Raw genomic sequence first — 6,339 nt, forward strand, 5'->3', positions numbered from 1 at the left:
GTTTTCCATGATAGTTCTCCGAATGAAAGCCTGTCCTCAGCATAATACCGGGAAGGAGGGAGTGACCATCTCATTAAATAAAGCACGCTAAGCCGGTTGCAGCGGCCGTAGCGGCCTGAACTTGCCCGCGCCGATCTTGGCGCTGCTGCGCCAGAGGTAATCGCCGGTCAGGTTGATGTGCTCCCAGCCGAGCGGCGACAGGTACTGCAACAGGCCGTCATCGACGGCTTGACCGTGGCCACGCAAGGCGTTCGCGGCCCGCTCCAGATAGACCGTGTTCCATAGCACGATGGCCGCCGTCACCAGGTTGAGGCCGCTGGCCCGGTAGCGCTGCTGCTCGAAGCTGCGGTCGCGGATTTCCCCCAGGCGGTTGAAGAACACGGCGCGGGCCAGCGCGTTGCGCGCCTCGCCTTTGTTCAGCCCGGCATGCACGCGGCGGCGCAGCTCGACGCTTTGCAGCCAGTCCAGGATGAACAGTGTGCGCTCGATGCGTCCCAGCTCACGCAGGGCGACGGCCAGGCCGTTCTGGCGCGGGTAGCTGCCAAGCTTCCTGAGCATCAGCGAGGCCGTCGCCGTGCCCTGCTTGATCGAGGTGGCCATCCGCAGGATTTCATCCCAATGGGCGCGGACGTGCTTGATGTTGAGCGTGCCGCCGATCATCGGTTTCAACGCCTCGTAGGTGGCATCGCCCTTCGGGATGTAGAGCTTGGTGTCGCCCAGGTCACGAATGCGCGGGGCGAAGCGGAAGCCCAGCAGGTGCATCAACGCGAAGACGTGGTCCGTGAACCCTGCCGTGTCGGTGTAGTGCTCCTCGATCCGCAGGTCGGATTCGTGATACAGCAGGCCGTCGAGCACGTAGGTCGAGTCGCGCACGCCGACGTTCACGACCTTGGTGTGGAACGGCGCGTACTGGTCGGAGATATGGGTGTAGAACGTCCGCCCTGGGCTGCTGCCGTATTTCGGATTGATGTGGCCGGTGCTCTCGGCCTTGCTGCCGGTGCGGAAGTTCTGGCCGTCCGACGATGACGTGGTGCCGTCGCCCCAATGCCCGGCGAAGGGATGTCGGAACTGCGCGTTGACCAGCTCGGCCAGTGCCGCCCCGTAGGTTTCGTCGCGGATGTGCCAGGCTTGCAGCCAGGCCAGCTTGGCGTAGGTCGTGCCGGGGCACGATTCCGCCATCTTGGTCAGGCCCAGGTTGATCGCGTCGGCGAGGATCGTGGTCAGCAACAGGTTTTTGTCCTTGGCCAGGTCGCCTGACTTCAGGTGGGCGAAGTGCCGGGTGAAGCCCGTCCATTCGTCTACCTCCAGCAGCAATTCGGTGATCTTGACGTGCGGTAGGATCATCGCCGTCTGGTCGATCAGGGCCTGTGCGGTATCGGGCACCGCCGCATCGAGCGGCGTGATCTTCAGGCCCGACTCCGTGATGATGGCGTCCGGCAGCTCGTTGGCCAGCGCCATGCGGTTGACGGTGGCGAGCTGCGTTTCCAGCAGCGTCAGCCGGTCATGCAGGTACTGGTCGCAATCGGTGGCCACGGCCAGCGGCAATTCGCTGGCCTGCTTGAGGCTGGCGAATTTCGCGGGCGGCACCAGGTAGTCCTCGAAGTCCTTGAACTGGCGCGAGCCTTGCACCCAGATGTCGCCGGAGCGCAGCGCGTTCTTCAGCTCCGACAGCGCGCACAGTTCGTAGTAGCGCCGGTCGATGCCGGTGTCGGTCATCACCAGCTTCTGCCAGCGCGGCTTGATGAACTCGGTCGGCGCGTCGGTGGGCACCTTGCGGGCGTTGTCGCTGTTCATGCTGCGCAGCACCTCGATGGCGTCGAGTACGTCCTTGGCGGCGGGCGCGGCCCGCAACTTGAGCACGTCGAGAAATTCCGGCGCGTAGCGGCGCAGCGTGGCGTAGCTCTCGCCGATGCGGTGCAGGAAATCGAAGTCCTCGGGTTGCGCGAGCCGCTGCGCTTCGGTGACGCTCTCGGCGAAAGCATCCCAGGACATGACGGCCTCGATGGCGGCGAACGGATCGCGGCCCGCTTGCTTGGCCTCGATCAGCGCCTGGCCGATGCGCCCGAACAGCCGCACCTTGGCATTGATCGCCTTGCCGGATGCCTGGAACTGCTGCTGATGCTTGTTCTTGGCGGCATTGAACAGCTTGCCCAGGATGCGGTCATGCAGGTCGATGATTTCGTCGGTGACGGTGGCCATGCCCTCGATGGCGAGCGCCACCAGGGTCGCGTAACGCCGCTGCGGCTCGAACTTCGCCAGGTCGGCGGGCGTCATCTGGCCGCCCTCGCGGGCGATCTTGAGCAGCCGGTTCTGGTGAACCAGCCGCTCGATGCCGGAGGGCAGGTCGAGCGCCTGCCACGCCTTGAGGCGTTCGATGTGTTCCAGCATGTGCCGCGAGTTCGGTTTGACCGGGGATTGCCGCAGCCAGGCCAGCCACGTCGTCTTGCCGTTGTCGCGGCGCTTGAGCAGATCGTCGAGGCGACGGCGATGCACGTCCGTCAGCGGCTCAGCCAAGGCGTCGTAGAGACGCCGGTTGGCGCGGGTAATCGCTTCGGCGCTCGCCCGCTCGACGGCGTTGAGGGCGGGCACAATGACCGACTGCCGCCGCAGGTGCTCGATCAAGGCTCTGGCCAGCACGATGCCCTTGTCGGTTTGCATGGCCAGCTCGGTCAGCAACTGGACAGCCTGCCGGTAGTGGCCAATCGTGAACGGCTGGAAGCCGAACACCGTTTGCAGCTCGACCAGGTGCTCGCGTCGGGTCTGCTCACGCTGCCCGTACTCGTCCCAGCTTTCGATGCCGACCTTGAGCTGGTTGGCGACCAGTCTCAGCAATGGCGGGAACGGTGGCTCATCAGCGCCAAGGATGACGCCGGGAAAGCGCAGGTAGCAGAGCTGCACCGCGAAGCCCAGCCGATTGGCCGGGCCGCGCCGCTGCCGGATGATGGAGAGGTCGCTTTCGCTGAACGTGTAGTGACGGATCAACTCATCCTTGGTGTCCGGCAACGCCAGCAGGCTTTCGCGCTCGGCGGCGGAGAGGATCGAACGGCGGGGCATGCGGTTTCCTTCTTCTTGAAAACGTAGGTTTGTGACAAACCCGCCAAGGCAACCGGCGCGGCACGGGAATCAAGGCATTGCGATTCTCGAAAATAGTTCTTGAAATTCTATTCTTGATTGCATATCATCTCAACGAGTTTCGATAAGAAAGGATGCGCATGCGACCGTCTGTTGTGCTTGACATGAAGCGAAGCGCAGTGCGTGAAGCGGTAGGCCGATTTCGCGCCGCGAACCCGCGCGTCTTCGGCTCGGTGCTGCATGGCACCGACCGGGATGGCAGCGACCTCGACCTGTTGGTCGATGCGCTGCCCGGTGCCACGTTGTTGGACTTGGGCGATTTGGAAGAAGAACTGAAATCGCTGCTCGGCGTTGACGTCGATCTGCTGACTCCCGGCGACCTGCCGCCGAAGTTCCGGGCCAAGGTGCTCGCGGAGGCGCAACCGATATGAGCGAGAACCGCCTGCCCGATTACCTCGACCACATTCAGCAGGCCGCAACCGATGCGCGCAGCTTCGTGGAAGGGATGGCCAAGGACGACTTCTTGGCCGACAAGCGCACCCAGCAGGCCGTCATCATGAGCCTGATCGTCATCGGCGAGGCGGCCACAAAGGTGATGGATGGCTACGTCGAGTTCACCCAGGCGCATGCCGACGTGCCGTGGCGCAGCATGCGCAATATGCGTAATCGCATGGCTCACGGCTATTTCGACATCAACCTCGATGTGGTGTGGGAGACGGTACAGGAATGGCTGCCGGCGTTGCTCCAGCAATTGCCCGCCGTGCGTCAGGATGCCGACGATGAAGACCGTAACGACAACTGTGAAAGAGGGATCTCCGATGACTGTTGAATCGAGAATATTTTCTGTAGCCGAGTATGTTCAGCCGTCCGAAGGCGAGCCTATTCGTTCCGTTGTGCTTGAAACCCGAGACTCAATTATCGTGGTTTGGCATGTCCATCCCGGGCAGGAAATTGCGGCTCACATTCATCCTCACGGCCAAGACACGTGGACTGTTTTGTCGGGAATGGCTGATTACTTTCAGGGCAATGGGATTGTTCGTGCCCTCAGGGAAGGTGAGATAGCCGTGGCAAGACCGGGCCAAGTGCACGGGGCGCGAAATACAGGTACCGAGCCATTTGTGTTAGTCTCGGTTGTGGCATCAGCCAATGCCGGTTTCGTATTGGCTGAGCGATAGAGCCCAATCTCTGGAGTTGGTCCAATGAGCGGTCGGGGAGATAGGTAACAGACATGCAGCGGACACGGCTGCTAAACCAGGTCGCAAACCTCCTTGCGTCGCAGCGTGCCGCAAGCGACGCGATCAATCGAATGGGGTCGGCATGAGACTGAACACCATCCAGTTCCCGACCGCGTAGCCGCCTGTCCTGCCGATCAGGTCTTGACCATCGACGCCTGGGATCAGTCCTGAATGTTCTTGGAGACCACTACGTTATGAGCCGCAGCCGCCGCAAAACACCCATCGTCGGGCACACGACCTGCGGCAGCGAGCGCGAGGACAAGAAGCTCTGGCATCAGCGCTGGCGCACCCGTGAGCGCACGGCGCTGACCAGCGCGTCGCCCGAAGCCCTGAGCGCCCATCTGCCCCTGCTGGAAAACCAGGCCAGCAGCGTCTGGTCGATGGGCAAGGATGGCCGCTCCTACTGGCCCGTCAAGCGCCAGGCCGCCACGGCGGATCGCATCGCCAATCACAAGGGACGCAACCCGCAAGAACGCGCCTCCCTGAAAAAGCGCCTGCTGCGCAAGTGGATGAGCAAATGAAGCTCTCCTTCCATCAGCACATTGCGCTGTTCTGGATGATCGGTGCTCCGGGCGTCTTCGCGCCCGTGATCGAGAACGCCAAGCGGCCCGATGCCGGCGCCGTCATGGCGTGGGGTGTCGCGATCGTGGCGGTGATGATCCTCTTCACCCCTTTGCTGCTGCGCTGTCCACCATTCCGGCGCTGGTATGGCCGGACGGATGCGCTGTCGGAGCGGCAGCGCCAGGCGCTTGCCGAGCGCGGCCTGCGCCGCTACTACCAGACCGCTTTCGATGACGGCTACGTGCCCCGCGTGATGCCCTACGTGTGGCGCATCATCTGGACGGTCGGCGGGTTGATGGCTGTGACCGCCGTACTGCCTACCAACACCGGACGGCCAGCCTTCGATGCCTTGGTGGTCTTCTCGACCTGGTATCCGATAGGCGTGATGCTGCTGGTTTTCGCGTCGAGGCCCCTTGGCCGGTTGATTCGCCAAAGAGCACAGGAGCGGCGGAAATGAGCACGTCAACCATCGAGGCGCTGGCCAGCGCCTGGGCAAGGATTGCCGAGGAAGCGGAATTCCCCGCTGACTACGAGGGGACTGCCACACCACAAGCGCATCGGGCTAGCGAAGCTATTCAGGAGCAGATTCGGGAGCGCATCGTCGCCACCAACGACATGCGGCTGTTCAGCCTGCTGCACCTGCTGGGTCAGGCGTCGCTGCGCATGGAGCAAGCGCTGTGGCCGGAGGATTACGAGCGGATGACGCGCGAGGTTGAGGAAGCCCTGCGGCAAGCCACCGACGCCAACGCCAGATCGTACACCCACGAAGAAGTGATGCAGGCGATGCAGGAACGCATCGACCGGGCGCGAGACAAGCCATGTTGATTGGCTATGCGCGCGTCTCGACGCAGGATCAGAACCTGGAGCTGCAACGCGAAGCCTTGAGCAAGGCCGGATGTAAAAAGGTCTTCGAGGACAAGGTGAGTGGCACGCGGGCAGACCGGCCTGGCTTGGCCAAGACGCTCGAAATGCTGCGCGAAGGCGATACTTTGGTCGTCTGGAAGCTCGACCGGCTGGGCCGGTCGGTCAAGCAACTGGTCGATCTGGTCGGCGATCTGCACAAGCACGGTGTCCAGTTCAGGAGCCTCACCGACTCCATCGACACCGGCACACCATCCGGGCGGTTCTTCTTCCACGTCATGGCGAGCCTTGCCGAAATGGAGCGCGAGCTGACCGTCGAGCGCACCCGCGCCGGGCTGGAAGTCGCCAAGCAGCTCGGCCGCAAAGGCGGCCGCAAGCCGAAGATGACCGACAGCAAGATCGAGTCGGCCAAGAAGCTGCTGGCCAGCGGGGTGCCGCCCAAGGACGTGGCCAAGAACCTCGGCGTGTCCATTCCGACGCTGTACCGCTGGGTGCCAGCCTCCACGCACGCTTAGCGTGCTTTATTTAATGAGATGGTCACTCCCTCCTTCCCAGTACTATGCTGAGGACAGGCTTTCATTCGGAGAACCATCATGGAAAACATTGCGCT

Annotated in this window: 8 protein-coding genes; 7 read left to right on the plus strand and 1 reads right to left on the minus strand. The window is 62.8% G+C overall.

Annotated elements, in window-relative coordinates; translation table 11 throughout:
- Window positions 1–87: 87 nt before the first annotated feature.
- Window positions 88–3,054, minus strand: a complete 2,967-nt coding sequence (locus tag GF617_RS26105; RefSeq protein WP_015065644.1) for a Tn3-like element ISPa38 family transposase — start codon at window positions 3,052–3,054, stop codon at window positions 88–90.
- A gap of 158 nt (window positions 3,055–3,212) precedes the next feature.
- Between GF617_RS26105 and GF617_RS26110 the strand changes: the two genes are divergently transcribed.
- From GF617_RS26110 to GF617_RS26140, 7 genes are all read left to right on the plus strand, one after another.
- Window positions 3,213–3,503 carry a nucleotidyltransferase family protein gene (locus tag GF617_RS26110; RefSeq protein WP_001247892.1) on the plus strand — a complete coding sequence of 97 codons (291 nt, stop codon included), beginning with the start codon at window positions 3,213–3,215 and terminating at the stop codon, window positions 3,501–3,503.
- Complete coding sequence (locus tag GF617_RS26115; protein WP_001293886.1) at window positions 3,500–3,901, plus strand: DUF86 domain-containing protein; 402 nt, start codon at window positions 3,500–3,502, stop codon at window positions 3,899–3,901. Before GF617_RS26110 ends, GF617_RS26115 begins: the two co-directional genes overlap by 4 nt.
- A complete protein-coding gene (locus tag GF617_RS26120; RefSeq protein ID WP_000215515.1) occupies window positions 3,891–4,247 on the plus strand; it encodes a cupin domain-containing protein in 357 nt (118 codons plus the stop codon). Before GF617_RS26115 ends, GF617_RS26120 begins: the two co-directional genes overlap by 11 nt.
- A gap of 254 nt (window positions 4,248–4,501) precedes the next feature.
- The gene (locus tag GF617_RS26125) at window positions 4,502–4,828 is read left to right on the plus strand and encodes a hypothetical protein (RefSeq protein ID WP_003100858.1); all 327 of its coding nucleotides are present in this window, start codon (window positions 4,502–4,504) and stop codon (window positions 4,826–4,828) included.
- Window positions 4,825–5,325, plus strand: coding sequence for a hypothetical protein (locus tag GF617_RS26130; protein WP_003100856.1), 501 nt, complete (start codon window positions 4,825–4,827; stop codon window positions 5,323–5,325). The genes GF617_RS26125 and GF617_RS26130 overlap by 4 nt, the downstream gene beginning before the upstream one ends.
- The gene (locus tag GF617_RS26135; protein ID WP_003100853.1) at window positions 5,322–5,693 is read left to right on the plus strand and encodes a hypothetical protein; all 372 of its coding nucleotides are present in this window, start codon (window positions 5,322–5,324) and stop codon (window positions 5,691–5,693) included. The genes GF617_RS26130 and GF617_RS26135 overlap by 4 nt, the downstream gene beginning before the upstream one ends.
- A complete protein-coding gene (locus tag GF617_RS26140; protein ID WP_003100847.1) occupies window positions 5,687–6,244 on the plus strand; it encodes a recombinase family protein in 558 nt (185 codons plus the stop codon). Before GF617_RS26135 ends, GF617_RS26140 begins: the two co-directional genes overlap by 7 nt.
- Window positions 6,245–6,339: the final 95 nt, after the last annotated feature.

The sequence above is a fragment of the Lelliottia sp. RWM.1 genome (assembly GCF_016859735.1).
In the GTDB taxonomy this organism is placed as follows: Bacteria; Pseudomonadota; Gammaproteobacteria; order Enterobacterales; family Enterobacteriaceae; genus Enterobacter.

What these genes read in the sequence shown, in the direction of transcription:
- GF617_RS26130 (WP_003100856.1), top strand. Translation starts at nt 4,825, where the DNA reads ATGAAGCTCTCCTTCCATCAGCACATTGCGCTGTTCTGGATGATCGGT.
- GF617_RS26110 (WP_001247892.1), top strand. Translation starts at nt 3,213, where the DNA reads ATGCGACCGTCTGTTGTGCTTGACATGAAGCGAAGCGCAGTGCGTGAA.
- GF617_RS26120 (WP_000215515.1), top strand. Translation starts at nt 3,891, where the DNA reads ATGACTGTTGAATCGAGAATATTTTCTGTAGCCGAGTATGTTCAGCCG.
- GF617_RS26135 (WP_003100853.1), top strand. Translation starts at nt 5,322, where the DNA reads ATGAGCACGTCAACCATCGAGGCGCTGGCCAGCGCCTGGGCAAGGATT.
- GF617_RS26105 (WP_015065644.1), bottom strand. Translation starts at nt 3,054, where the DNA reads ATGCCCCGCCGTTCGATCCTCTCCGCCGCCGAGCGCGAAAGCCTGCTG.
- GF617_RS26125 (WP_003100858.1), top strand. Translation starts at nt 4,502, where the DNA reads ATGAGCCGCAGCCGCCGCAAAACACCCATCGTCGGGCACACGACCTGC.
- GF617_RS26140 (WP_003100847.1), top strand. Translation starts at nt 5,687, where the DNA reads ATGTTGATTGGCTATGCGCGCGTCTCGACGCAGGATCAGAACCTGGAG.
- GF617_RS26115 (WP_001293886.1), top strand. Translation starts at nt 3,500, where the DNA reads ATGAGCGAGAACCGCCTGCCCGATTACCTCGACCACATTCAGCAGGCC.